Origin of the sequence: Moraxella lacunata (genome assembly GCF_900453205.1) — a bacterium.
GTDB lineage: Bacteria > Pseudomonadota > Gammaproteobacteria > Pseudomonadales > Moraxellaceae > Moraxella > Moraxella lacunata_B.
Genome location: NZ_UGQU01000001.1, coordinates 146,353 through 171,666 on the forward strand (window position 1 = coordinate 146,353; position 25,314 = coordinate 171,666).

Sequence of the window (25,314 nt, forward strand, 5' to 3'; positions counted from 1 at the left end):
TTGACATGGGGCGTGGGTTACACTTTTTATCGCTTGGATGATACCAAAGGTTGTCATTTGTTATTAGTGGGGTTATAATAAAGTGCCATTTTGCTTGTAGCAGATAGAAGAATGTTAATTATTCACAACAGAGAAAAGCTCATCAATACTATTATCTACTTTGCAACCAATGTAGAAAAGTGCGGTAAAATTAAGTTGTTCAAACTTTTGTACTTTTTGGACTTTGAGCATTGTAAGCATACTGGGCGTTCGGTTACGGGGCTTGATTATTATGCATGGAAAATGGGTCCTGTGCCTACCAAGCTATATGATGAGATACAAAGTCCCGAACCCGATATGGCAACTGCCTTGCGTTTTGGGGAGATGGCGGTGTATGGCGGTCGTAGTACGATGATGACCATACACACCAAACAAGGGTTTGATGATAAGCATTTTTCACGCCGTGAACTTGCTTTAATGAAACAGCTTGCCGAACAATACAAAGACAGTTTGGCAGAGGAGATGATAGAAGCTACGCATTTAGAAAACTCCCCTTGGTATAAGGTGTATGAAATTGATGGTGATAAGCAAGGCAGAATCCCTTATGAACTTGCCCTAAGACAAGGCGAGCTTGATACAATGTTATCGCATATCGCCGAACGTAAAGCCTTGATTGGGGCATTATCGTGAAAATTGGCTCGGTATTTTTTGATAAGCAATTTGCTTTTCACGATGGGCAGACGGGCGAAAAGTTGTTTTTGGCATTGGGTTTTGGCGATGGGGTGTATGTGGTTGCAAAAACCACTTCAAAACAGCACGGACGTGGTACGGTATTTGGTTGTCAAGATGACCGTTTTTATAATTTTTATCTGCCTCAAAATTCATGTTATTTTAAGGTCTGTACTTGGGTATGTCTTGATGAGCTTTATGAGTTGAAAGCCAGTGAAGTCTTACAAAAACATTTTGCTGGCATTATCAACCCTATCTGCACGCTAGATGATGTGCTGACACGACAAATCCAGAACTGTGCCTTAAATGGTCTTGATATTACCAATTTTCAAGCCGAAGTGATGGAGCGAAGTTTGTTATCTACTCAAAATCCACCCTAACGGTGGATTTTTTATTGACATGGGGCGTGGGTTGGGGTAATATATGCCCTAAGGTGTCAGAACCTAAAACAAAGCGGATAACCGCAACCGTGATTTGGCGGTCTTTTTATGCCCAATTTCTACTATATGTAGATTGTCTAAAAGTTAGTCCGAAACTTTGCATAAAAACCCTTTCATACCGTTCCTAGAATTCTAGGAACGCTCGAAAAATAAGCGATGCTTTATGTTAGGGGGGCGGAGAAATAAGGCAGAAATGCACGAATAATCCCAGCCGTCTTTGTTCGGCTTCTGAACCCCCTAGCACCCTATACGGGTAAATGTCAGAAACTAACAAAGGAGTTCTTATGAACTTAATCATCTCAAACCAAGCCATTAGCCAACACAACGGCTTATTTTCCCTAAATGATTTGCACAAAGTAAGCGGTAATGAAAAGAAACATCAGCCGTCAAACTTTATGGCGAATAAAGAAACCCAAGCCCTAATTACCGAGATTGAAAGCGAAAACCAAATCGCTTATATGACCGTGCAAGGCGGTAACACCAAAACCACAAAGCAGGGTACATTTGTCTGCCGTGAACTGGTCTATCGCTATGCCATGTGGATAAGTGCCAAATTTAGCCTGATGGTCATCCGTGCCTTTGACATGATGACAGGTGGGGCGAACATTACCGCCTTTGCCACCAAAGACGAAAGAAAGCCCCTGGTGCGAGCGGTAAATATGCTCGTTACCGAGACAGGGGCGATTTATAGCAATGTGTGGAAAATGATACACCAACGCTTTGATGTGGGCTGTGTCGATGAGCTGACAGGTGAGCAGGTCTATCAAGCGGTGGAATATGTGCATAAACTCATGTTGCAGGCAGGAAGCAAGGTGAACGCCCCCTTTGTCCAAAACATCATCGCCGACACCGCTCACCAAAACCGCATGGCACAAGATGAACTGGGACAGATGATGGCACACTTTGGCAAAGCCTTAGACCATATCGCCGAACTCCAAAACCGTCTAAAACGCCAAGAAGCGCTGATAGATGGTGCAAAGAGACAGTTGGTTGCTTGATATTTATTGAAAAAAGCACCCTGCCATGTGTGGGGTGTTTGTGCTGTTTTGTAAAAAAAGTCTTGATATTTCTACCCTAAGTAGATATTATATAGTCATCATTTTACTATTTTTTAAAGGGTTGGGTCTATTGGCTTAGCTCTTTTTGTATCTCTAAAAGGTGTCATTATGAGTAATCCTGTGGTTAGTGCGACAGCTGTCGCTAATGCCTTTATTGCTCGTGGGGCAAGAGATGGAAAGCAATTTACCCCCATGCAGCTACTTAAATTAACCTATATCACTCATGGGTGGTCATTGGCTTTTTTTGACAAACCATTGATGGATGATGACATTGAAGCGTGGAAGTATGGACCTGTTATTCCCAATCTATACAAAGCCATTCGTCATTATCGTGGCAATCCTGTAACCACGCCTATTATGTTGTTAAATGGCGAGATTGATGGCATAACAGAAGAACAAAATAAGCTGATTGAGTTCGTGTATAGACGGTACGGTCATCTTGATGGTATTTCTTTGTCTGCTCTAACGCACGAACCCAACACGCCGTGGTATGAGTTTTTTAATAAAATCACATGGGGTCGCAAAATTCCCGATGCAATCATTGCCAAGCACTATAAAGAAAAATTGGAAGAGTTAAAGAAAAAGCATGGCTGGGAATAACGATTTTCTTGATAGTGTATTCAACGACATAGAAACCGTAGATGCACCACGAGTACGCAAGAGTGCTAAAACTGAAAACGAGCTGACAGAAAAAGATGAGCTGAAAGAAAAATCAAGTGTGCGTGATGAAGACTTAAAGGACCATGTTCATGTGTGGTTTAAAATAGTTTTTTCTGTCATGTGTATTATCTTCATGATAATCGTCTTTGTTTTGGTGTTACATTGGATTTTGCCTGATAGATACACATGGCTAGATGACAGGCAGTTGGATAACCTTAAAAACATCGTCTTGGCTGTCTTTGCGTCCAATGCCATGAGTACATGGATTGGTAAAATCAAGTAATTAATATTAAACAAACCACCCTGCAAGAAAATTGTGGGGTGTTTTTGTCTTGATTTTGCCTAAAAAATACCTTATAGTATGGCTAGGATTAACTTAGGGAGCTATTAGATGAATAAGCTGTCCGCATTTTTGGACGGTGTGATTAGAGCATTTGTCATCACAACCGACACGCAACCGTCATATCACACCCATGATGCCAAGACAGGCATTTCAAAAACCAATGATACCGCCCAAGACTGGCAAATGGTGGGTGTAGACATCTCTAACGCCAGTAAAAAAGTGGCAAACAACATGGTACGCTATGAGCCAAAAACAACGTAAAGGCACAAGGGTAAGCTCTACCCAAGATGAGCGTGGTTTGCAAACACAGTTTGAGCATATTGAAGAGTACTCTCCTTATCCACCTGCCGAATTTTTGCACGAACTTAACAAAATTGACCCAAAGTACGTTGAGCAGGTCATGAGCATGGCAAAAGCCGAGCAAGAGCAACGCCACAGACTCCAAGACAGTCAAATCGCAGAGATACAGCGTGTCAATGGGGCTTTGATTGAGATGGATAAGCAAAATCTGTCTTTGACAGGGCGTGGTCAATGGTTTGGCTTGGCGTTGGGCGTGGGATTGCTTGTCATTGCAGGTGTGGCACTCCATTATGGTCATGCAGTCGTTGCTGGCATTGCTATTAGTGCCATTGTTGGCATATTGATAGTGTATGTATTAAGACAGCAACCAAAAAATTCACCGGCTAATAATCAATAAGACTATCTATAAAAACACCCTGCAAGAAAATTGTGGGGTGTTTTTTTATGACCGTCCGAAAGGGCGGTTTTTAGTAAGCAAAAACCCAGTAACGGCAAATTACTGGGTTTTTTATTTTCAATTTTCGACATTGAACAGGATTTATTATATATGTTTAATAACCATAAGTCAAATTCACAATTACAGATAGGTGGCAAAATGACTTCAAAAGGTGTAGACAAAGTAGGCTTGATACAAGCGGTGGCGTTATGCGGATTTGCGTTAGCTAGCATCATACTGGCGGTAAGTGCTTTGATTTTGGCATTAAAATAGATTGGGATAAACCGCCCTAAAGGCGGTTTTCGGCATACTCACGAATGGCGGTCATGAGTAGCTCGTTTTGGTTCATGCCTAGTCTTTTGGCGGTGGCAACAATAAACTCAATGTCTGATTCGTGTAGTTTAAAGGCTTTGAGCTTAATGCCCCGTTTGGCGTCGCTGTCAGCTTGGATTTGGGTGCGTGATTTGGGAGTGTCGGTGAGTTTTGGCATAAGTCTTGACCTTTTTCTTAAAATGGCTTATGATAATAGGTAAGGAGTGGCTAGGCGTTTCCACCTAACCGCACCTTAGCGACTGCTACTCGCCTTAGGTGTGTTGCTTAGTAGGCTGGATAGCTTACCAACAACAGGGCAATGATTACAACTAGCTTAAACACTGTTTTCATTGCTTTACTCCTTGTTTTTGATGGTAACGATGGCTATCATCTTACCAGTCAAGCAACCCTTGCTTGATGGTGTATATTATAGGTTAAACCTATCAAAAAAGCAAGTATTTTTAAAATATTTGCTTTTTTATTGCCTGTTTATTTTATTTTGTAACCGCTCCAATTGGGGTGGTTTTTTATTGGGGGTAATATGGAACAGACATCACGGTTAAGTATTGTTATTGATACAGGTAATGCCGAAAGAGATTTGCAAAACCTGCGTCGTGCTTTGGCGGATTTGGAGGGGTCAAGTGGTCGGGCGGTAGGTGGCGTACAAAGGCTAGACGGCTCTCTACAAAGTGTTAGCCGTGGCTTTGGCGTATTAAAAGGGGTGATAGGTGCGTTGGGTTTGGGCATGACGGTAGGGTCTATCATTAGCACCGCTGACAGCATGCAAACCCTAAATAACCAACTAAGATTAGCCGCAGACTCTGCTGAAAAGTTTGGTATTGCCATGGAAAACATTGAACGCATTGCCATGGAAAATAAAGTGTCCTTGCAATCTGTTGGGGAAATGTACGTCTCAAATGAGCGAGCCTTAAAACAGCTTGGTAAGGGTCAGCAGGAAGTCCTAAGATTTACCGAAAACGTTACAAAAGCAATGGCGGTAGGTGGTGGTTCGGCACAGGCACAGGCGGCGGCACTTACCCAATTAGGGCAAGCCATGGTATCGGGTGTATTGCGTGGCGACGAGTTTAATTCAATCGCCGAACAAGCACCCATGATTATGACCTTAATGTCTGATAGCTTAAAAGTTACCACAGGCGAGCTTAGAAAAATGGCATCGGAGGGCAAACTTACCGCCAATGTGGTCTATGAAGCATTAACCAATGCCAAAGCGACCACCAAGCTACAATCCATGTCAGGAGCAACCGCCACGACCGTCTCGCAAGCCATGCAGCAGGTGTCAAACCAATGGGAGCTTGCGGTAAATAAAATCATGAATGGCGAAGGTGGTATAAGCCAAAGCCTTGCAAGCATGATTAGCGGATTTGCAGGTGTGATACCCAAAGTCTTAGAGTTTGGGGAAGCCTTTATGCAGTCTGAAAACGTCAAAATTATCATTGACGGCATTAAAGAAAGCATGGTTTTTGTCTTTGAAACCATCCAAAACGGCACGCAATTTGTTCTTGATAATGCCGAAGCATTTACCGCCTTAGCAAGTGGCATAGGTGCGTCCGCTACGGCATTTTTGGCTATCAAAGCAGGTATGGCAATATTTGCTTTGTTTGCTAGCGGTACGGCAACAGTAACCATGCTTAGTACGGCTATCGGCGTTCTGACAGGTGTAACAACGGCTTTTGGGGCGGTTATGGCGGTTATCACAAGCCCCATAACGCTTGCCGTGGTTGCCATTGGTGCTTTGGTGGCGGCAGGCGTGTATCTTTATCGCAATTGGGATGAAGTTAAAACAAAAGCGATAGAAGTATTCAATAGCCTACCTACCCCTGTACAAGAAATGGCAAGAAACATCAAAGCCATTTATGACGGCTTGGTGGCGTTTTTAAAAAAGGCGTTTGATTTTTTTAGTGCCTGTTTGGACGGCTCAATTTAACCTTGCCAAGACGGTGGCAACGGGTGCGTTTGACTTTATCAAAGGCTACATTGGAGCGTGGGTGGCAAGCACAAAAGCCATTTTATCGGCAGGGTTGGCGGTATTTACTAGCGTGTTTAACGCAGGATTTGCTCTCATCAAAAATGCCTTTACCACCGCCTTTAATGTCATCAAAGCCTTGGTGCGTGGGGACATGGACGGTGTCAAACAAGCCATCAGCAATGGCATAAAAAACGCTTGGAATATTGTTAAAAGTGGTGTTGCCGACATTGTCGGTGAATTTAAGGGGCTTGGAGCAAAGCTCAAACAAGTGGGCATGGAAGCCATACAAGGGTTAATTGAAGGTATTGCTAGTAAGTTTGACGCTGTTAAGCGAAAAGTAGGCGAAATTGCCAATTATATCCCTAGCGGTATGCGAAAAATACTGGATATCCACTCCCCGTCTCGTGTCATGCGTGAGCTTGGTGCATGGGCAGGTGAAGGCTTTGTGCTGGGTGTGGGCGATAAAGGTCAAGGACGCTAAGCAAGTAGCACAAGAGCTGGCTAATGCTTTGACAAATACCATTACTGAACTACATCGCCAAGAGTTTATGCTTAAAAACCATGCCAATCCATTGGCGGAGTGGGAATACAAAGTCCAGTTTGGCGAGCTTGCCGAGCTGACCGACAAGCAAAAAGCAAGGGTGCTAGAACTTGCCCGTGCCAATCTTGACCTTGCCAAGTCTAACGACATCAATAAAAGTATCAGTGATGAGATTGCAAGCATTGATGAAAAATTGCAAACGCACGGCATGAACCGCCTAGAAATCTTGCAGTGGCAAATCGCCAATACCGAAAAATATCAGGGGGCAAATAAAGAGCTACTGGCAACACTAAAAAACCAAATCCAAGTGGAAAGCGAGCTTAACCAACTATTTAGAACCCGTGAAAAGTTAAAGGGCTATCAAGACAGCCTTGCCAAAAATACTTATCTGTATCGCACCAAAGGCGATAAGTACGCAGGAGAGCGGTGGGATTTATCACAGCAGGGTTTTGATGGTGAGTACATCGAGCAGATGATTGAGACGTTACGCCAATCTGATGTCATGTCCGCCATGGCAAACATGCCAAAAACGCTTACCATGCCAACCCTGCAAAATAATAATGTAGGGTCAGCGGTCAGTAGTGCGGTAACGGGATATTTTGACCTAAAAAAATAGCTTGATGATAACTTAGCAATCATCAAAGAAGCCGAAAACGCCAAACTCATTACCGAGCAGGAGAGCCAACTTGCCCGACTTGAACAAGAAAGGGCGTTTCACGAAGCACGGCAAAACCTAGTGATGGCAGGGGCGGATAATATCCTAGGGTCAATGGCGAATGCCACAAAAGCCATGTTAGGCGAGCAGTCATCGGCATACCGTGCCATGTTTGCCCTGCAACAGTCTTTTGCCATTGGTACAGCGATTGTAAATATCCATAAAGCCATATCGGACGCTTTTGCCGAAGGCACGACCTTAGCCCAAAAGTTTGCAGGTGTGGCAACCGCCACAACACAGGGCATGAAGATTGTATCGGCAATCCAACAAATCCGAAACCCTGTCATCGGTCAAGCCCATGACGGCATCATGAGCGTGCCAAAGTCGGGTACTTGGAATCTGGAAAAAGGCGAGCGAGTGCTACCCAAGCATACCGCCAAAGCCTTAGATGATAGGCTAGATAACATGGGCGGTGGTCAGGTCATCAACGTCCATGTAACCGTGAACTCTGACGGTAGCAACGTCCAAGCCGATACCCAAATGGGCAAAAACATGGGCGAAGCCATGGCAAAAATCGCTCGGCAAGTCATGATACAAGAGACCAAACAAAACGGACATCTTGACAGGCTATACCGCAGATAAGCAAAATCCCAACGCTGGCAGGCATTGGGATTTTTTATTACCCCTTTAACCCATACTTAAAAGGATAATTTATGGTAAATTTTAACATAGAATTGGCAAAAATTGGAGAAATATCTATGCAAAATATCGTTGTAATAGGAATTTTTGCTATTGTATTGGTGTTGATTTGGCAATTTAGCAACATCTTAAATGCTGTGGTCAATTTTCTAAAATTTAGAGATAGTAAAAAATGAAAACCTTTACATGGGACATATCCACAGACAGTAGCGAAACTACCACCCTAAACACCACCATAACCGCTTTTAATGATGGCTATGAGCAGGCGGTAAGTTTTGGCATAAACAATAGCCGTAAATCATGGCAATGTAGCAAAACAGACAAAAAAGCGGTGATTGATGAGATTTACCGCTTTTTGATTGACACAAAAGGCGTTAAACCTTTTAATTTTACGCCAGTAGCCGATGAACCAAGTATCAAAGTCCGCTTAGACGGGGAAATATCCCGCCAAAAGCAAGGTGGCGATGTTTGGCAAATCAGCTTTGGCTTACGACAAGTTTTTTAACCGCCCCTAAGGGGTTTTTTTAATGGAGAAAATCATGAGCGACACACAACTAACCATGCTATCACGCTTGGAGGCTCAAACCCTACAATCTTTTATCGCACAAGTGGACGCATGGCAATACACCCACGGCGAAAAAGCAGACACGGTAGAGATTATCTACTACCCCGAAGATGAGGGCTTTGATGTGTTTAACGCCGAGCCGAACCACGGACTCTTAAAACGCAATCGTGCCAGTCTGTTTCGCACCGAGATTTTGGCATGGGGAGCGGGTCAATTAAAACAGCTACAAGGCTGGGACAACTCAAAAACCGTCAATGCCTTTGCCGTGTCCTACAAAGACGGTAAATTTGGCGTGGCGGTGGATGTGGCGGAAAAAACTGCCGAAACGGTCGAAGCAGTCGAAGCAGGCGAGACGCTATGAGCTTTAACAGTCGTGTAGAGCAGTCAGTCGTACAGGGTTTTATTACCCTGTATGAGCTTGACGCTCGTAAATTTGGGGGCGAGATTTACCGTTTCCACGGACACAATGACGTTATCAGATGGCAGGGCAACGAATACACACCCATCGCCATAACCGCTGACGGGTTAGAAGTCCGCTCAGACGGCAAGGCAAGCACGCCCACGCTGACCGTGCATAACGACATCGGCGGTGTTGCCCAAGCCCTGCGTTATCTGTGCCTGCGATATGGCGATTTTGCAGGGGCAAAGCTAAAAGTTATCCACACCCTTGCTGAGTTTTTGGACAGTAGCGATGATGAGCATTACAAAGTACAGCATTGGTACATCGAGCAAAAAACGTCCGAGACCAACGCCACCACCACCTTTGAGCTGTCCAACCCCGTAGACTTTGAAGGGCAAAAAATTCCCGTAAGGCAAATCACGAGCTACTGCCATGAGGCGGTGTGCGGTCGCTATCGGGGCGAGGCGTGCGGATATACAGGCACGGCACGGTTTACCATAGACGGTAAGCCTACCGATGACCCCGAGCAGGACAGGTGCGGTGGACGGCTGTCCGACTGTATGCTTAGATTCGGCAAAAATGCCGAACTGCCTTTTGCAGGCTATCCTGCGTCTAACCTAACCTAGGGGGATATATGTTAATACTATTGGGATTGGGGCTAGGGCTGTACATCATATCAGCACTTAGCATTATCTTTGGCACGGACATGGACGAGCTATGACAGACTTACACACCGCCATACATGCCCACGCCAAATCCGCCTATCCCGCCGAGTGCTGTGGGCTTATCATCGGGGGCGAGTACTACCCCTGCGATAACATCGCCCACGACCCTACCCAAACCTTTGAGATAGACCCCATGCAGTATGTGGCACTATCGTACAAAGGCGAGATACAAGCAATCGTGCATAGCCACCCCGACGGCAATAGTGAACCGTCCGAGATTGACCGTGTGCAAATGGGGCTACATGGCGTGGATTGGGTCATTTGTGGATTTGGTTATCATGCAGATGGGGGACAGTACTGCGACATCAAAACGCATAAGCCCACCGCCTACACCGCCCCACTGCTCGGGCGTGAATATCATCACGGGGTGCAGGATTGTTATAGTCTCGTGCGTGATTATTATCATCGTGAGCTTGGCATTGAATTGCCCGATTTCCCACGCACGGACGAGTGGTGGGAAGATGAAAGCCATGAACCACTTTATCAAAATAATTTTAAAAAAGCAGGCTTTGACGTGGTGCATGACCTACAAAAGCATGACATTATCCTATGCCGTGTGGGGCGAACTCATCATATTAACCACGCCCTAATCTTTTTGGGCGATGGCACGCTAAACAGCGAGACCACACCGCCATGTGTGGGCGATAGCCTAGTGTTACATCACCCACACGGCAGGTTATCCGTGCGTGAAATATACGGTGAGAGTTGGGGTAAACGCACAGCGATGGTGGTTAGGCATGGGCAACTTCATGGGGGCTGATAAAATCCAAACTGTCGCCAAGCGTGGTTTCGGCAAGGCGAAGCTCATAGGTGGTTTGTAGGTTAAGCCAAAATTGTGCCGTACCACCAAAATAGCGAGCCAAACGCAAGGCGGTATCAGCCGTAACGCCACGTCGCTGCCGCACGATGTCGTTAATGCGTGCAGGGGTTACACCCAATGCATTTGCTAAGGCGGTGGCGGACATACCCAGTGGGATTAGATATTCTTCACGCAATACCTCACCTGCGTGAACAGGTCTCATGCCATTTTTGAACATTATTAAGCTCCTATTTAGTGATAATCAACAATCTCAACATCATACACGCCATCATCGCCCCACACAAAGCAAATGCGAAATTGGTCGTTAATGCGAATACTATACTGACCTTCTCTATCGCCTGTCAGCTTTTCAAGGCGGTTGGCAGGTGGAATGCGTAGGTCGGCAAGTGCCACGGCATTATCAAGCATGGTAAGTTTGCGAGTGGCAACGGATAAAAAGTTGGCAAATACACGGCTTGACCCTGTTTCAAACAGGCTTTGGGTATCTTTGCACTTAAAACTTTGAATCATGGTTGGTTGTCCGATTGTTGCAATGATTATATTATATATCGGTATTCGATATAAGACAAGTATTATTTAAAAAGGGTAAAAATATGAAAACCATTGAGCTACACGGCATTTTAGCCAAAAAATTTGGCAGATACTTTACGCTTGACGTGCAAAGTGCCAAAGAAGCAACCCATGCCTTAGCGTGCCAAATCCCTGCCTTTAAAAAATTTATGATGGAGAGTGAACAACTTGGGCTTAGATTTGCCGTCTTTTTGGGTAAAAAACGAAGTCAAAAAACCAACATTAGCGAGCGTGAGCTTGACGACATCACAACAGCAAGTCATATCCACATCGTCCCCCGTGTTATCGGAGCAGGCGGTAAGGTAATGGGCTGGCTACAAGTCATCGCAGGGGCGGTCATGGTCGGTGTGGGCGTGATGACGGGTAATTTTGGTTTGATTGGGGCAGGGGCAGGGTTATTGCTTGGTGGTGTAACAAGCCTACTCATGCCGACCCCCAAATTAGGCGAGATGAACGAAGACGGCAACCGCCCCAATAACGGCTTTGGCGGTGCGGTAACGACCGTGGCACAAGGTAATCCCGTGCCGATACTGTATGGCGAGAGAGACGTGGGCGGATTTATCGCCAGTGCGGGTATTTATGCCGAATAATGACGAATAAGTAAGGGTAGAACAATGATACACGGTGCAAAAAAGAAACAACCACAGCCCCACCGCCCCCACATCGCCAAAGACGACCTAGTGTCGGTGGAGCGTTATCAAGGGCTGTATGGACTCTGCGAAGGGGAGATTTTTGGGCTTGCAGACGGTGGCAGGTCAATCCGCTTAGATGGCACGCCACTCATCAATGACAACGGACAGCCCAACTTTACGGACGTGTCATGGGAGTTTCGCACGGGTACGAACGACCAAAGCTACATCAAGGGCTTTGCGTCTGTCGAAAATGAGACAGCGGTGGGTGTGGAGCTGCGTCATGACCGCCCCTTTGTGCGTGCGATTAACAACAAAGATTTGTCCGCTGTACGAGTACGCCTAAATTTTAACGCCTTGCGTCAGCAACATGACAATGGTGATATTACAGGTTATGGCATTGAGTACGCTATTGATGTGCAGACCGATGGCGGGGCATTTGTGCAAGTGCTAAATACGTCCGCCCGTGGCAAAGCAAGCTCTGGCTTTAAACGCTCGCACCGCATTGACCTGCCAAAGGGCAAAACATGGACTATTCGTGTCCGCCGTATCACGCCAAATCGTGATAGCGACCTTATCGCTGACACCATGTACATTGATGCATTGACCGAGATTATCGATGCCAAACTGCGTTATCCCAATACTGCCTTGCTTGCCCTAACTTATAACGCCAAAACGTTTAGCAACATCGCCAAAATCGCCGTGCGTTTAAAGGGCAAGCTTATCCAAGTGCCTAGTAACTATGACCCCACCGCTCGCACCTATTTTGGGCTGTGGGATGGCAGATTTAAGCTTGCTTACAGTAATAACCCTGCATGGGTGTTTTATGACCTATGCACGCACAAACGCTACGGTTTGGGCGAACGACTAAACGGCATGGTGGACAAATGGCGACTGTATCAAATCGGGCAATACTGCGATGAGATGGTGGACGATGGCATGGGCGGTAAAGAGCCACGTTTTGCCGTCAATGTCTATATCCAAAAAGCCGATGACGCCTATCGTGTGTTACAAAATATCGCCAGCGTGTTTCGAGGCTTATCGTTTTGGGACGGCTCACAAATCGTGCTAGATAGTGATACGCCCAAAGACCCTGTCTATACCTTTAGCCCTGCCAACATCGTGGGCGAGTTTGTCTATCAAGGCACACGCTCCCGTGACCGCCATACGGTTGCCAAAGTCGCTTGGGATAACCCCGAGCATGACTACGCCACCGAATATGAGATGGTGCGCGAAGAGTCGGCGATTGCCAAATACGGCATACGCACGCTTGACATCAACGCCTTTGGCTGTACTTCTCGTGGACAAGCTCAGCGTGCAGGGCTGTGGGCACTAAAGGCTGAGCAGTTAGAGACTCGCACCGTTAATTTTAAAACGGGGCTAATGGGCTTTATCCCGCAGGTCGGACAAATTATCAACATCGCTGACAACCTATTTGCAGGGCGTGCCGTCTCTGGGCGGATATTGTCTGCCAATGACAAACAAATCACGCTTGACCGCACGGCAGGCAAAGTGGGCGATACGCTAACAATAAACACAGACGGCACGGTCAAAACCGCCAAAATCGTGTCCGTGCATGGCGATACACTAACATTAGATACAGCCGTGGGGCAAGCTGATGACGTGTGGGCGATTATCTCTGATGACTTGGCACTCATGCAGTTTCGGGTGCTCTCTATCGCCCAAAATGATGATGCGACCTTTGACATTACCGCCTTGCAGTATGAGCGTCAAAAATATGACGTGGTGGATAAAGGAGCGGTGGTACAGCCCCAACCCTATACCGTACTAAAAGCCACGCCAATCCATGCCCCAAAATCCGTCACACTCACGGCAAACACTCGCACGCACCAAGGGCAAGCAGTTACCACGCTTAATATCGCATGGGAGCAGGTGCAAGGGGCGGTGGCGTATATCGTGGAGTGGCGAAAAGATGACGGCAACTGGCAAACCCTGCCAAAAGTGGCAGGGCAAAGCGTGGACATTGACGGCGTGTACAGTGGGGCTTATATGGCTCGTGTGCGTGCCGTGGACAGCTTTGATGGCGAGAGTCTGGCGACATCAAGCACGCTCACTCACATCACAGGCAAGCAGGGCAAGCCCACCAAACTTGCCAAACTAAACGCAAAAGGCGTGCTGTTCGGCATGGAGCTGTCATGGCTGTTTGGGGCGAAGTCCGAAGACACCAATTTTACCGAAATAGAGGTTAGCCCAGACGGTCGCTCAAATATTGCCACGCTTGGCACATTTGCCTATCCAACGAACAAGCACGAAATCACAGGGCTACAAGGTAACCTAACACAGTTTTATCGTGGGCGGATTGTGGATAAACTTGGCAATACATCAGACTGGACGGCGTGGGTAAGCGGGACAACATCGGCGGACGCAAGCAAGGTATTGGATATCTTGTCAGGTCAGATTAGTGCCAGTCATCTTGACCAAACTTTGCGAACGCCCATTGCAAAAATCGGTGATTTGCAAACTGCGGTGGACGGGGTTAATGCACAATTGCCCACGCTAAATAGTCAGCTTGCCACGGCAAACCGTGAATTGCAAACCGCCATTAGCAACATCACCACCGAGCGTAACCGTATCACTTCCGCCATTCGTGATATTACTGCTTTGCAAAATGCCAATAACGCAAAAACTGCCGAAATCGTTAATCTCACACAAACCGTGGGGTCTCAAACGTCATCAATCCGTGAATTGGGGATAACCACAGGCGATTTGTCGCAAAAATACGCTCAAATCAAAACACAGGCGGATAAAGCTACATCTGAGATTAGTGCGATTAAGCAGACCCAAAGCGGGCAAGCGAGTAGTATTGAACGATTGGGAGTGAAGTTTGATAATTTAGCGGTGGGTGGGCGTAACCTGCTACGCAATACCCAAAATCCCACTTATTATCGTTGGGCTAATCGTGGTGCATTGTCAAATACTCGTCTTGATTTTGGTGCTGTGGATGATACAAGCGTTGGAATTTTTACAGCTCATCAAAATCTTAATTTAAAACAAGGGCAAGATTATGTGATTAGTTTTGATGTTGATACAGATTTGTCAAGACTTGATTATAATTATCTCTTAACAAATGACGGCAATATCCGCTTGCTAAGCAGCGACATTAAACAAGGGCGAGTTATTTTAAAATATACGCCTAGCCGTGATTTGAACAATGTGCGGTTGTTAATTGGTGGTTTTAAGACCACAGAAAGCAGTTACCTTGATGTTAAAAATATCAAGATAGAAACAGGGCAAGTGGCAACCGACTGGACACCTGCCCCCGAAGATTTGCAAGCTGATATTGACAGCAAGGCAAGCTCGGCAAGCCTTGATGAGTTTAAGCAGGCATCGGTAAATGCTGATAATGCCTTATCTCAGCGTATTAGCACGCTTGATGCCCAATACAAAAAGACTGATGCGGACTTAACCGCACGCCTTGCCCGAGAAGAAACCGCACGAGCGACTGGCGACAATGCCAACAGTCAAGCAATCCGCACGCTTGAAAGTACGGTAAACGGCATTGGGGGGCGAGTTGGCACAAGCGAGGGCAAAATCGCAACGCTTGAACGTACCACAAGTGATTTAAATGGGGCGATTGCCACCGCTCAAAACCAGTTGAATGCACGGTTTGATAATCTAAGCGTGGGCGGTCGGAACCTTGTCCTAGATAGTGGCGTGGTCGTACAGAATGGTAATTACCCAGCTAAATCATACACACTTGCCCAAAATCACGGCTTGGCACATGGTGATGAGGTGGTTATCACAATTTGGGGTCAGCTTGCAGACACAAAAACCGCCTTTTATGCGTACAATTCGGGTGGGGCTGTGCAAATTGGCAAGCTAGACAAAATCGCCGATGGCGTGTATCAACTTAAAACAACATGGAAAATCACGTCAGGCACCAATACCGCAGGTAATACTATCCTAAATATCTATCCGTTTAACCGCAATCAGACGGGGACAAGTCGCATTGATAAAATCAAATTAGAGCGTGGTACGATTGCAACCGACTGGACACCTGCCCCCGAAGACTCTAATGTTGATTTGTCGCCTTATGCCACCAATGCGAGCTTGAACGAGTTTAAGCAGACACAAGCACAAAAAGACACTGCCACCGCCCAAAAACTGTCCACGCTACAAACCACCGTAAACGGTCAAACCACAAGCATCCGCAACGTGGAGCAGTCGGTCAATGGCGTGCGTGCGATTAAGGCGGTAACGGTGGATAACAACGGCTTTATCAGCGGCTATGGTCTGATGAGTGAGCTACAAGACGGTCGTGTTACTTCCCGTTTCGGTATCAACGCCGACCAAATCTATTTTGGGGGGACTACTAGTGCCAAAAAGCCGTTTATTTTTAACACTCGTCCTGCGGTTGTGGATGGCGTGAGTTATCCTGCTGGGGCGTGGCTTAACAGTGCGAGTATTGCTAACGCCAGTATTAAACTGGCTCATATAGACAAGGCAAGCATTGGCAGTTTGTCGGCACTGACTGCCAATATCGGTCATTTTAAATCTGCTCAAACGGGGGCAAGGCTTGAAATTAAAGACGGTGTTTTGCTTGTCTATGATGACAATAATCGGCTAAGAGTTCGTTTGGGTGTCTGGAAATAGGAGTAAATTACCGTAATATGCTAGAAATTTTTGATGAAAATGGAGAATTGACTCTATCTGTTGATGATAACACGACCAAAATCATCGCAGTGTATAGAAGAAAAATTCACAAGGGGTCAATGCCGACCCCACTTTTAAGCGATGATGAGCTAAAAGCAATGAATCATCGCCCATTCATCGTGTCTAATACGCTGTATGACTTATCCAAAGGCTCTGTACACGACATTCATCAGCTTTTTAAGACAGGCTGGAATGATAAACAAGAGCTTGTTGATAGAGATGTGGTTGTGCTGGGGGTGTACGGTGTTTGAGTTTTTTGGCAAGCACGGCGTTACGATTAGCCCAGATTTGCTTAATATCGTTTGCACGCACAAAATCAAGCTAAGCGAAAAGCATTTGACCGCCCCGCAGCCCCAGCATAAAAGTGCCTATTCTGCCAATGCCTTGATGACGGTGTTTGACTTCGCCCTGCCATCGGTGCAGACGCCCATTATTGGGCTGACATTGTACGAAGGGATAGGATATGCCCAGCTAAGCTATCTGTCATCTGATGGGCAAAAGCGAGCTAGAGTCTGGATTACCATCAATCCAAGTCTGCTTAGCAAGGCTCTCAACATCAAAGAGCCAAAGTATAGCAATGATTTTATTGATATTATTTGCCAACGCTTAAACATCACCGCCTATATCTATGACAGCAATCCTTTGCCATCAAAGGTTAATTGGGGGCTTGAAGTATACAACGAGCGCGGCGAGCTTGTCTTTGATAGTGAATACACTCCGATGAAAGTCGGCAAAAAGTCAAACATCAATGACGGCAAGCATATCATATTTATCAATCGCTTTTTTGCGTTTCATTATGAATCGGGTTTTACCAGCGGTTCACGAGTTGATTTGCTTGATGTGATGCAATGTCAGCCATTTCTTGAAGCTTTTTGGGCTGGGAAAATCTATGATTTTAAAGATGTGATGCTAATGGCAGGACTACAAGACGAGCTAGACCACGAGTATCATCTTGGGCGGTATGACTGGTATTTTAACACGCTAGAAAAAAATGCAGCACTACAATCAATCGTCGGCTATTTGTAGCTTAGTTTGCCAGCCGTCCTTGCGGCGGTTTTTTTATTGGAGTAAAAACATGACAGACATTTCGGGGCTATCAGCCCCTTTTTTATTGGAGAGACTATGAACGAAAATCAATGGTTACAATTTTTAGTAACCTTACCCTACGTGCTGTTTTTAGCATTGGGCGGTGGGCTTGCCAATTTTATCATGAAATTAAATCAAGCCACCGAACCGCAACCCATAAAGTCTTTATTTTTAAGATTTTTGGGTGAAATGTTTTTAAGTGGTTTTGCAGGGCTGACAACGTTTCTGCTGTGTCGTGAATGGGGGCTGTCGCTTAATTATACTGCTGTGATGGTTGCCATGGCAGGGCATTTGGGCGGAAATGCTATCAGTCAGATGTCCAAACTTTATGATAACTTAATCAAACGCCCCTAGGGGCTTTTTTATTGGAGTGAATTATGACAATCAAAGAAATACAAACCGCCATCGGCACAACGCCAGACGGCATCTGGGGCGAAAAATCCAAATCCGCCCTAAGACAAGCCTTAAAAGAAGGAGTGAAAATCCCCATCACCGCCAATATCACACTAAATGAGCTATTGGCAAGTCAAACTGCCACACGGTATAACATTGACAATATGCCAAACGCACAGGTTCTGGCAAATTTGATTGAAAGTGCGGTTAATCTATGGCAACCTGCAAGAGACATCTTAGGGCACCCCATATTTATCACCAGTGGTTATCGCTGTCTTACGCTCAATCGCAGGATTGGTGGGGCGAAAAACTCGGCACACCTGCACGGCTATGCAATTGATTTTAGCTGTCCTGCTTTTGGCAATACAAGGGCGGTGGTAAAACATTTGGCGGATGAATTTAAAAAGCGTGGTATAAATTAGAGTACCCCCAAAGCCCAAATAGTTGGGTGCATTTGGGCTATAAACGCTCAGATGGCGTACAGCGTGAGCAGGTGTTTAGAATTGGGTAGAAGGGGGTATGTCATGCACCTCTCACGAAAATAGCAGGTTGCCAACGGATTTTAAACTCTTTTGCTTGCCCTGTGCCTTGCCAATAGCCGTGCCAATGCCCCCGGCGAATATTTTATCTAAGATTATCTAAATAATCTGCCCAATCCTGCATCATCGCCTTTCTTTTTTCTAAAAATTTGGTGCGGTTGTAGGCGTTGCCGTTGGGGTCTTTGGTCTGATGTCCTAATTGCATTTCTATGATATGGGGCGGATAGCCCAATTCTTCTTCCAAAATCGTGCGGGCGGTGGCACGAAGTCCGTGGTTTGTTTGTTTGCTAGCAAAACCATTATCCCTAAGCCACTCGGCAGGGCGTTGGCGTGTGATATGTCGGTATTTGCCACGATTTGAATAAAAAACATAGTCGTGTCCGTGCCAGTCAAGCAAAAATTTAATTTTTTCAACTACTTGACTTGCAAGCGGAACAATCACTTGGGTTTCGGTGCTGTTTTCTGTTTTGGGTGGGGTGTATCGCCATTCGTTTTTGTCAAAATCAATGTCTTTTTTGTGCATACTAGCAAGCTCAGTAGGGCGGACGAACAAATAGGGGGCGATTTGCAAAAAGGTCTTGACAACCACACCGCAATTATCGGCATTATCCACCGCATTTAAAAATTCGCCCAAGTCTCTGGGGTCAATAATGGCGGGATTATGCCCTTTTTTATGTTTTTTATGGGTATTTTTTAACCCCCTTGCTACGTTGCTTGTAACCATACGCCTTGACAATGCAAAATCTAAGACCTGGGCGATTTTGGTCTTAACACCACTTGCCATGAGTGAGCCGTGCGTGCCGTGGACGGCTTGGCAGATGTCCAAAATGTCAAAAGTGGTAATGTCGGCAACAGGTTTATCTTTGATGTGCTGATAAGCATATTGCAAATAACGTTTAGTACCGTCCAAAGTGCTTGGCTTGTAGTTTTGCTGTGCAAGCCAGTCTTGACTGATTTTGTAAAATGTATTGTCGATGTTGGCTTTACGTTCTGTTAATTGTCGCTTGGCGTATTCTTGTGGGTCAATATTTTGGGCAAGCAATGCTAAATACTCGTCCCTTTTGGCTCGTGCGTCCGCAAGGCTGACGATGGGATAAGCCCCAAATGAGATGACTGTTCTTTTTTTGCTGATGGGTCTTTGATAATTAAAATGCCAAATTTTGGCGGTGGACTTTACAAGTAGCGACAATCCACCGCCGTCATAAAGTCGATAATCTTTATCTTTTGACTTGGCGTTGTCAATCTGTTTTATGGTAAGGGGTTTAATAACTTTCATAATCTTTGTAGTATGTTGGTTGGCGTACTACAAAGCATACTACAAAAAGAGAGCGATTACAAGCGACAATGAGCGACTTTAAGCGACAATAAAAAATAAAAAACCCTGTTTTTACAGGGCTTTGGCGATAGTTAGCGACAATGAGCGATTTATACTGACATTTTCCAGTCAAAGGGCATTTCATGATGTCCACGCAGTGCCATCATAAGAGTCTGTTTCATGTGTTGCAAGACTTCGGGCGTGTAGGCGATGGCAGGGCAACCCCAAACAGGGTTGGGCCAGCGAGCGTCATTTTGATAACGGACGACATGATGAAAGTGCAGTTGTGGCACTTGATTACCAAGGGCGGCGACGTTCATTTTGTCTGCCCCAAAGATTTTTGCCATTTGGCTAGATACCCAGCTTGATTCACGTAAAAATTGCACTTGGTCAGCGTCAGATAACTCATAGATTTCTTTGATGTTTGAGACACGTGGCACCAAAATCAGCCAAGGGAATTGACAGTCGTTCATCAAACGCACGGTGCATAGGGGTAAGTCGCCAACCAAAAATGTGTCTTTGGCAAGGGTGGGATGTAATTGGAACATTGAGATAGCCTTTTTTTAATTATGAATTTTAACAGGATATTGTAACATGATTTTGGCGAAAATTTTAAGGGCTTTGGCAAAATTTTGCAAGTTTTTGCTAATTTGAATTGATTTGATAAATTTTAAAAATTTGTTCAACTTAAGCTAGTTTTCCCCCTTGGTTATGTGTTAAACTAGATAGGAAAAACGCCAAAATTTGGCATTGGTTTAACTTTAAAAAAGGTGAAAGACATGGGTAAAAATGTTGTCGTGCTTGGCAGTCAATGGGGCGATGAAGGTAAAGGCAAAATCGTGGATTTGCTGACCGAAAAAGCAACTGCCGTGGCACGCTATCAAGGCGGACACAATGCAGGGCATACGCTTGTTGTTGGTGGCGAAAAGACGGTGTTACACCTTATCCCATCTGGGATTTTGCGTGAAGGCGTAACCTGCTTTATCGGCAATGGCGTGGTGCTTGCCCCTGATGCTTTATTAAAAGAGATGAAAGGCTTGACCGACAAAGGCGTGCCTGTGCGTGAAAGACTTCGTATCTCGCCTGCCTGTCCGCTTATCATGCCTTATCACACCGCCCTTGACCAAGCCCGTGAATTAAAGCGTGGTAACGGCAAAATCGGCACAACAGGTCGTGGCATCGGCCCTGCTTATGAAGACAAAGTGGCTCGCCGTGGCTTGCGTGTGGCTGATTTGTTCCGCAGTGATTTGGCGGATAAATTGGCAACTATCCTAGAATACCACAACTTTGCTTTGACCCAGTACTACAAAGTAGAAGCGATTGATTATGATGCCACCCTTGCCCTATGCCAAGAGTGGGCAAGCGAACTAAAAGAGTTGGTTGTGGACGTCACAGACGAGCTAGAAACACGCCGTCAGGCAGGCGAGAATCTCATGTTTGAAGGAGCCCAAGGCACCTTGCTTGATATCGACCACGGGACTTATCCGTTTGTAACCAGCTCAAACACCACCGCAGGGGGCGCGGCGACAGGTACAGGTCTAGGTCCTTTGTATTTTGATTACGTGCTTGGCATCACTAAAGCCTACACCACCCGTGTGGGGTCAGGGCCTTTCCCGACCGAACTGTTTGATGACGTGGGTGAGCATTTGGGAACGGTGGGTCATGAGTTTGGAGCGACCACAGGGCGTGCCAGACGTTGCGGTTGGTTTGATGCAGTGGCACTTAGACGAGCGGTTGTACTAAACTCCATGAGCGGTATTTGCCTAACCAAACTTGACGTGCTAGACGGTCTTAGCGAGATTAAAATCGCCACCGATTATACCTTGCCAGAAGGCGAGATTCAGGGTGCGTATGATGCTGAGTATTATGCCAAAGTAACGCCTGTGTATGAGACCCTGAAAGGTTGGAGTGAATCCACAATCGGCATCACTAAGTTTGACGATTTGCCAGAGAATGCCAAAGTCTATATCAAGCGTATCGAAGAGCTTGTGGGCTGTCCTGTGGATATCATCTCAACAGGGGCGGACAGAGCCGAGACGATTGTACTAAGAGACCCGTTTGATGCGTGATGTTTTTTAACATAAAAACCACTTATTTTTACAATAAGTGGTTTTTTGTTGTCATTATTTTGCCATAATCTTTAAAAAATTCTTGACTTTGGGGGTAAAAAATGATTATATTTAGTTGTCATTTGAATAAGTGGTAATTACGCAAGTTCAAATAACGCAATGCTAACGATACGTTACTGTTTTTCACATAAGGACATACTCATGAATACAAAATTTGTACCATCAGCACTGCTTGTCTCACTTAACCTGGCTTTATTTGGTTGTGGTGGCGATAAAGAGTCAACCCAAACATCAGCAGACAACACATCTGTTGCTACAGGCGAACTTGCCGATACACAAGAAGTGACCATCAATAACAGTGCAGAACCTGAGTCGCTAGACCCGCATAAAGTATCAGGCGTGCCAGAATCTAACGTCATTCGTCAGCTATTGGTTGGTTTGACATCAACGGATGCAAACGGCAATACCGTGGCGGGCATGGCAGAATCATGGGAGAGTGCTGATAATAAGGTATGGACATTCAAAATTCGTGATGCCAAATGGTCAAATGGCGACCCTGTGACGGCTCAGGATTTTGTATATAGTTTTCAGCGTTTGGTAAATCCTGAGACAGCATCGCCTTATGCTACCTATTTGGCGGCGGTAAAAGTGGTAAATGCTCAGGACATCGTGGATGGCAAGGCAAAACCTGATACGCTGGGCGTTAAAGCCATCGATGATAAGACGCTTGAAATCACCTTGTCTGAGCCTGTGCCTTATTTGCCTGACACGCTCATTCATACTTCTGTCAAGCCTGTCAACCAAAAAGCAGTAGAGCAACATGGCGACAAATGGACAGCAGTGGGTAACTATGTGGCGAATGGTGCTTACAACCTAAAAGATTGGCAGGTTAATGAACGCATCGTGCTAGAGCGTAATGCCAGTTATTATGACGACGCCAAGACCACCATCAATACAGTCACGCTACTGGCCATCCCGTCGGAGGTTACCGACGTGACTCGCTACAAAGCGGGCGAGGTCGATGTTACGGCAGATGCCCTGCCATCAGAGCAGTTCAAACAGCTCCAATCAGAGTTGGGCGAGCAGGTTAAGGTTCAGCCGAAGCTATGTACTTATTATTATGAGTTCAACCATACCAAAGCTCCATTTGATGACGTGCGTGTGCGTAAAGCGTTATCGTTGGCACTAGACCGTGACATCATTACTGACAATATCTTGGCACAAGGTCAGACCGTGGCATATCAATTCACGCCAAATTCTATCGCAGGCATGAAAGATTATGAGCCTGAATGGAAGGCGTGGGACAAAGCCAAGCGTATTGAAGAAGCCAAAAAGTTACTGGGTGAAGCAGGTTATAATGAGTCCAATCCTTTGAAGTTTGAACTGCTGTATAATACATCAGAGGCACACAAAAAACTGGCGGTGGCGGCAGCGTCGTTTTGGAAAGATTCTTTGGGCTTTGTTGAAGTGAGCCTAAATAACCAAGAATGGAAAACCTACCTTGAAACTCGACGCACTCAAAAACATCAAGTTTCTCGTGGCGGGTGGTGTGCTGACTACAACGAAGCATCAACTTTCCTAAATACATTCATCTCAACCGATTCGAGCAACTATGGTAAATACAACAGCCCAGAGTTTGACCGTTTGATGAGTAGTACATTAGGGGCGGATGTTACCGCAGAACAGCGTGCCGAGCTGTATCGTCAAGCCGAAGCGGTGCTAGACAAAGACAGTGCGACCATCTTTGTGTATCACTATGTATCACCCCGTTTGGTAAAACCATACGTCCTAGGCTATGCAGAAAACGACCCGCAAAGTACATGGCAGGTCAAAGATTGGAAAATCGCCAAACACTAACACATCACAACAGCACAAATCGCCCTAGGGTGGTTTGTGTTTTCTTTATTATAGGAGAAATTATGTCCCATTTTATGCCTCAATTGCCACGTTTTCGTCCTGCTGTGCTTAGCATGGCAGTCTTGTTTGGTTTGACAGCGTGTGGCGGTGATAAGCCAACCGATACTACCCAAACTGGCACCAATGCCCAAGCGACTGCTGAGCAAGCCATTACCATTAATAACGCCAGCGAGCCTGAGTCGCTTGATCCGCATGTCGCCAAAGGTGCACAAGAGGCGAACGTGATTCGTCAGTTTTCAGAAGGACTGCTGACAACAGATAATGATGGTAATCTGGTGGCAGGCATGGCACAAAAGTGGGAGAGTACTGACAATAAAGTATGGACATTTAGCTTGCGTGATGCCAAGTGGTCAAATGGCGACCCTGTAACGGCTCATGATTTTGTATATAGTTTTCAACGTTTGGTTGACCCAAAAACGGGGTCATCGTATGCCAGTTATCTAGAAGATGCCAAAGTGGTCAATGCCAGTGAGATTATCTTAGGTAATAAGCCAACGGATGCATTGGGCGTACGAGCCATTGATGATAAGACCTTAGAGATTACCTTGTCAGAAGCGGTACCTTATTTGCCTGACATGATGATTCATACGTCTGTACAGCCTGTGCATAAGGCAACCGTGGAAGCTCATGGCGATAAATGGACAAATCCTAAAAATATCGTGGTCAATGGGGCGTATAAGCCGACCGAATGGATAGTCAATGAAAAAATTGTCTTAGAGAAAAACCCAGCCTATCATGACCATGCTAATGTCAAACTAGATAAGCTGACCATGCTACCCATTCCGCAGGCGACCACGGATGTACAGCGTTATCAGGCGGGCGAGATTGACATTACCGCCAGTGAGTTGCCATCTGAGCAGTTTGCATCACTAAAACAAACCTTAGGCGATGAGGTTAAATCCGCCCCAACGCTATGCACCTATTATTATGAGCTCAATGTTGATAACGCCCCCTTTAATGACATCAAGGTTCGCCGTGCTCTAAACTTAGCGACAGACAGAGAGTTGATTGCCGAGAAAGTCATGGGACAAGGACAGGTACCTGCCTATCAATTTACCCCGCCTGCCATCAAAGGGGGATTAAAATACACCCCAGAATGGCAATCATGGGACAGAGCCAAGCGTTTAGAGGAAGCTAAAAAGCTACTGAATGAAGCAGGTTATAATGAATCTAACCCGTTGACCTTTAAGCTGTTGTATGACACCAACGAAAGCCACAAAAAAATCGCCGTGGCAATGGCAAGCCTGTGGAAAGAGTCCTTGGGTGTAAATGTAGAGCTTGTGAACGAAGAGTGGAAGAGCTACCTAGAAACCCGCCGTCTAGGCAAATACCAAATGGTGCGAGCCAGATGGTGTGGCGATTATAACGAATCATCAACGTTCCTAAACTTGATGAAATCAAATAACACCAACAACTGGTCAGCCTATAAGAGTGCCGAATATGACGCCATTATGGCAAGTTCATTATAGGCAG

At 45.7% G+C, this 25,314-nt stretch carries 31 protein-coding genes; 25 read left to right on the plus strand and 6 right to left on the minus strand.

Going from position 1 to position 25,314, the window contains the following annotated elements:
• Positions 1 to 111 precede the first annotated feature (111 nt).
• From DX073_RS00890 to DX073_RS00920, 7 genes are all read left to right on the plus strand, one after another.
• Complete coding sequence (locus DX073_RS00890; protein ID WP_115004704.1) at positions 112 to 669, plus strand: Panacea domain-containing protein; 558 nt, start codon at positions 112 to 114, stop codon at positions 667 to 669.
• Entirely contained in the window at positions 666 to 1,088 is a 423-nt protein-coding gene (locus tag DX073_RS00895; protein WP_115004706.1) for a hypothetical protein, read from the plus strand. The genes DX073_RS00890 and DX073_RS00895 overlap by 4 nt, the downstream gene beginning before the upstream one ends.
• Before the next feature lie 344 nt (positions 1,089 to 1,432).
• Positions 1,433 to 2,146 (plus strand): KilA-N domain-containing protein, encoded by a 714-nt coding sequence (locus DX073_RS00900; protein WP_115004708.1) that lies wholly within the window; start codon positions 1,433 to 1,435, stop codon positions 2,144 to 2,146.
• 168 nt (positions 2,147 to 2,314) lie between these two features.
• Positions 2,315 to 2,806 carry a Panacea domain-containing protein gene (locus tag DX073_RS00905; protein WP_115004710.1) on the plus strand — a complete coding sequence of 164 codons (492 nt, stop codon included), beginning with the start codon at positions 2,315 to 2,317 and terminating at the stop codon, positions 2,804 to 2,806.
• Positions 2,793 to 3,149, plus strand: a complete 357-nt coding sequence (locus DX073_RS00910) for a hypothetical protein (RefSeq protein WP_115004712.1) — start codon at positions 2,793 to 2,795, stop codon at positions 3,147 to 3,149. Before DX073_RS00905 ends, DX073_RS00910 begins: the two co-directional genes overlap by 14 nt.
• 108 nt (positions 3,150 to 3,257) lie before the next feature.
• Positions 3,258 to 3,470 (plus strand): hypothetical protein, encoded by a 213-nt coding sequence (locus tag DX073_RS00915; protein WP_115004714.1) that lies wholly within the window; start codon positions 3,258 to 3,260, stop codon positions 3,468 to 3,470.
• Positions 3,451 to 3,906: a DUF2335 domain-containing protein gene (locus DX073_RS00920; protein ID WP_115004716.1), complete on the plus strand. Its 456-nt coding sequence runs from the start codon at positions 3,451 to 3,453 to the stop codon at positions 3,904 to 3,906. Before DX073_RS00915 ends, DX073_RS00920 begins: the two co-directional genes overlap by 20 nt.
• A 328-nt stretch (positions 3,907 to 4,234) precedes the next feature.
• Here DX073_RS00920 and DX073_RS00925 read toward each other — a convergent pair whose 3' ends face one another.
• Complete coding sequence (locus DX073_RS00925; protein WP_115004718.1) at positions 4,235 to 4,435, minus strand: hypothetical protein; 201 nt, start codon at positions 4,433 to 4,435, stop codon at positions 4,235 to 4,237.
• Between the two features lie 363 nt (positions 4,436 to 4,798).
• Between DX073_RS00925 and DX073_RS00930 the strand changes: the two genes are divergently transcribed.
• From DX073_RS00930 to DX073_RS00965, 9 genes are all read left to right on the plus strand, one after another.
• Positions 4,799 to 6,202, plus strand: a complete 1,404-nt coding sequence (locus tag DX073_RS00930; protein ID WP_115004720.1) for a tape measure protein — start codon at positions 4,799 to 4,801, stop codon at positions 6,200 to 6,202.
• On the plus strand, positions 6,165 to 6,725 hold the full coding sequence (locus DX073_RS00935) for a phage tail protein (protein ID WP_181814341.1): 561 nt from the start codon (positions 6,165 to 6,167) through the stop codon (positions 6,723 to 6,725). The genes DX073_RS00930 and DX073_RS00935 overlap by 38 nt, the downstream gene beginning before the upstream one ends.
• Positions 6,679 to 7,401, plus strand: a complete 723-nt coding sequence (locus DX073_RS00940) for a hypothetical protein (protein ID WP_220186697.1) — start codon at positions 6,679 to 6,681, stop codon at positions 7,399 to 7,401. Before DX073_RS00935 ends, DX073_RS00940 begins: the two co-directional genes overlap by 47 nt.
• Before the next feature lie 123 nt (positions 7,402 to 7,524).
• Positions 7,525 to 8,082 (plus strand): hypothetical protein, encoded by a 558-nt coding sequence (locus tag DX073_RS00945; RefSeq protein WP_115004726.1) that lies wholly within the window; start codon positions 7,525 to 7,527, stop codon positions 8,080 to 8,082.
• 71 nt (positions 8,083 to 8,153) lie between these two features.
• Positions 8,154 to 8,315: a hypothetical protein gene (locus DX073_RS14190; RefSeq protein ID WP_181814342.1), complete on the plus strand. Its 162-nt coding sequence runs from the start codon at positions 8,154 to 8,156 to the stop codon at positions 8,313 to 8,315.
• Entirely contained in the window at positions 8,312 to 8,644 is a 333-nt protein-coding gene (locus DX073_RS00950) for a phage tail protein (RefSeq protein ID WP_115004728.1), read from the plus strand. The genes DX073_RS14190 and DX073_RS00950 overlap by 4 nt, the downstream gene beginning before the upstream one ends.
• Before the next feature lie 34 nt (positions 8,645 to 8,678).
• On the plus strand, positions 8,679 to 9,065 hold the full coding sequence (locus DX073_RS00955; RefSeq protein ID WP_115004730.1) for a hypothetical protein: 387 nt from the start codon (positions 8,679 to 8,681) through the stop codon (positions 9,063 to 9,065).
• Positions 9,062 to 9,730, plus strand: coding sequence for a phage minor tail protein L (locus DX073_RS00960; protein ID WP_115004732.1), 669 nt, complete (start codon positions 9,062 to 9,064; stop codon positions 9,728 to 9,730). The genes DX073_RS00955 and DX073_RS00960 overlap by 4 nt, the downstream gene beginning before the upstream one ends.
• A 91-nt stretch (positions 9,731 to 9,821) precedes the next feature.
• Positions 9,822 to 10,589 carry a C40 family peptidase gene (locus DX073_RS00965; RefSeq protein ID WP_115004734.1) on the plus strand — a complete coding sequence of 256 codons (768 nt, stop codon included), beginning with the start codon at positions 9,822 to 9,824 and terminating at the stop codon, positions 10,587 to 10,589.
• On the opposite strand, the gene DX073_RS00970 is transcribed toward DX073_RS00965, so the two are convergent.
• Together DX073_RS00970 and DX073_RS00975 are read right to left on the minus strand one after the other, a co-directional pair.
• Positions 10,561 to 10,866: a HigA family addiction module antitoxin gene (locus DX073_RS00970; protein WP_115004736.1), complete on the minus strand. Its 306-nt coding sequence runs from the start codon at positions 10,864 to 10,866 to the stop codon at positions 10,561 to 10,563. The two genes, DX073_RS00965 and DX073_RS00970, sit on opposite strands and share 29 nt — an antisense overlap.
• Before the next feature lie 14 nt (positions 10,867 to 10,880).
• A complete protein-coding gene (locus tag DX073_RS00975; RefSeq protein ID WP_115004738.1) occupies positions 10,881 to 11,159 on the minus strand; it encodes a type II toxin-antitoxin system RelE/ParE family toxin in 279 nt (92 codons plus the stop codon).
• A gap of 83 nt (positions 11,160 to 11,242) precedes the next feature.
• On the opposite strand from DX073_RS00975, the gene DX073_RS00980 reads away from it, so the two are divergent.
• From DX073_RS00980 to DX073_RS01005, 6 genes are all read left to right on the plus strand, one after another.
• Positions 11,243 to 11,809, plus strand: coding sequence for a tail assembly protein (locus tag DX073_RS00980; RefSeq protein ID WP_115004740.1), 567 nt, complete (start codon positions 11,243 to 11,245; stop codon positions 11,807 to 11,809).
• 24 nt (positions 11,810 to 11,833) lie between these two features.
• Positions 11,834 to 16,462 carry a TipJ family phage tail tip protein gene (locus DX073_RS00985; protein WP_115004742.1) on the plus strand — a complete coding sequence of 1,543 codons (4,629 nt, stop codon included), beginning with the start codon at positions 11,834 to 11,836 and terminating at the stop codon, positions 16,460 to 16,462.
• A gap of 17 nt (positions 16,463 to 16,479) precedes the next feature.
• Positions 16,480 to 16,773, plus strand: a complete 294-nt coding sequence (locus tag DX073_RS00990; RefSeq protein ID WP_115004744.1) for a hypothetical protein — start codon at positions 16,480 to 16,482, stop codon at positions 16,771 to 16,773.
• Positions 16,715 to 17,548, plus strand: a complete 834-nt coding sequence (locus tag DX073_RS00995; protein WP_147279661.1) for a hypothetical protein — start codon at positions 16,715 to 16,717, stop codon at positions 17,546 to 17,548. Before DX073_RS00990 ends, DX073_RS00995 begins: the two co-directional genes overlap by 59 nt.
• Positions 17,549 to 17,644: 96 nt before the next feature.
• Complete coding sequence (locus tag DX073_RS01000) at positions 17,645 to 17,962, plus strand: phage holin family protein (protein WP_115004748.1); 318 nt, start codon at positions 17,645 to 17,647, stop codon at positions 17,960 to 17,962.
• Positions 17,963 to 17,985: 23 nt separating this feature from the next.
• Entirely contained in the window at positions 17,986 to 18,423 is a 438-nt protein-coding gene (locus DX073_RS01005; RefSeq protein ID WP_258556841.1) for a D-Ala-D-Ala carboxypeptidase family metallohydrolase, read from the plus strand.
• 100 nt (positions 18,424 to 18,523) lie between these two features.
• Here DX073_RS01005 and DX073_RS15130 read toward each other — a convergent pair whose 3' ends face one another.
• The 3 genes from DX073_RS15130 to DX073_RS01020 all read right to left on the minus strand — a co-directional run bounded on the left by DX073_RS15130 (position 18,524) and on the right by DX073_RS01020 (position 20,403).
• Complete coding sequence (locus DX073_RS15130) at positions 18,524 to 18,622, minus strand: AcrVA2 family anti-CRISPR protein (protein ID WP_472973935.1); 99 nt, start codon at positions 18,620 to 18,622, stop codon at positions 18,524 to 18,526.
• A gap of 3 nt (positions 18,623 to 18,625) precedes the next feature.
• A complete protein-coding gene (locus DX073_RS14625) occupies positions 18,626 to 19,816 on the minus strand; it encodes a tyrosine-type recombinase/integrase (protein ID WP_258556842.1) in 1,191 nt (396 codons plus the stop codon).
• Between the two features lie 149 nt (positions 19,817 to 19,965).
• Positions 19,966 to 20,403, minus strand: a complete 438-nt coding sequence (locus tag DX073_RS01020; RefSeq protein ID WP_115004750.1) for an HIT domain-containing protein — start codon at positions 20,401 to 20,403, stop codon at positions 19,966 to 19,968.
• A 231-nt stretch (positions 20,404 to 20,634) separates the two neighbouring features.
• Here DX073_RS01020 and DX073_RS01025 point away from each other — a divergent pair, with 231 nt between their 5' ends.
• The 3 genes from DX073_RS01025 to DX073_RS01035 all read left to right on the plus strand — a co-directional run bounded on the left by DX073_RS01025 (position 20,635) and on the right by DX073_RS01035 (position 25,310).
• Complete coding sequence (locus tag DX073_RS01025; RefSeq protein WP_115004752.1) at positions 20,635 to 21,924, plus strand: adenylosuccinate synthase; 1,290 nt, start codon at positions 20,635 to 20,637, stop codon at positions 21,922 to 21,924.
• Positions 21,925 to 22,125: 201 nt separating this feature from the next.
• The gene (locus DX073_RS01030) at positions 22,126 to 23,781 is read left to right on the plus strand and encodes an ABC transporter substrate-binding protein (protein WP_115004754.1); all 1,656 of its coding nucleotides are present in this window, start codon (positions 22,126 to 22,128) and stop codon (positions 23,779 to 23,781) included.
• A gap of 62 nt (positions 23,782 to 23,843) precedes the next feature.
• Positions 23,844 to 25,310, plus strand: coding sequence for an ABC transporter substrate-binding protein (locus tag DX073_RS01035; RefSeq protein WP_258556843.1), 1,467 nt, complete (start codon positions 23,844 to 23,846; stop codon positions 25,308 to 25,310).
• Positions 25,311 to 25,314: the final 4 nt, after the last annotated feature.